A 644-nucleotide genomic window follows, 5' to 3' on the forward strand; every position below is an offset into this window, starting at 1 on the left:
GCCGAAGCCAACGCACCTTGCCACAAGCCGCCTCCGCCATCGCCGTCTCCGTTGCCGGCATCGAGAAATCCTTCGGCCCGACGCGTGCGCTCGCCGGCGCCGACCTTGCCGTCGCCTCCGGCGAGGTCGTGGCGCTGATGGGCGCCAACGGCGCCGGCAAATCGACCTTGGTGAAGATCCTGTCGGGTTCGCACACGCCGGATGCGGGCACGATCACGCTAGACGGCAAGGCGATCACCTTCGCCTCGCCCAGCGCCGCCAAGGCCGCCGGCATCGCGACGGTGCATCAAGCAACAGACCAGGCAGGGGCTGCCGGGTTGACGGTCGCCGAGAATCTGGCGCTCGACGAGCTCTGCAGCCCGGGCGGGCGTTTTCTGGTCTCGAACAGGTCAATCCGCAAGCGCGCGCGGGAGATCGCGGCGCTGATCGATCTCGACCTGCCGCTCGACCGCGACTTCGTCGATTTGCGCCCAGCCGAACGGCAGTTGATCGCCATCGCCCGCGCCGTCGCGGCGAGCGCCTCCTTGCTGATCCTCGACGAGCCGACATCGAGCCTGTCGGCCACCGAAGCCGAGCGGCTGTTCGCCGTCGTCAGGCGGTTGCGCGACAGCGGCATGGCGGTCCTCTACATTTCCCACCCGCTC

At 68.9% G+C, this 644-nt stretch carries 1 protein-coding gene; it reads left to right on the forward strand.

The features are described from left to right. Positions 1–17 precede the first annotated feature (17 nt). Positions 18–644 (forward strand): ATP-binding cassette domain-containing protein (locus tag EN780_RS36570; RefSeq protein ID WP_133372971.1); only part of this gene is annotated, 627 nt, incomplete at its 3' end.

This window comes from Mesorhizobium sp. M4B.F.Ca.ET.089.01.1.1 (assembly GCF_004022605.1).
Lineage (GTDB): Bacteria > Pseudomonadota > Alphaproteobacteria > Rhizobiales > Rhizobiaceae > Mesorhizobium > Mesorhizobium abyssinicae.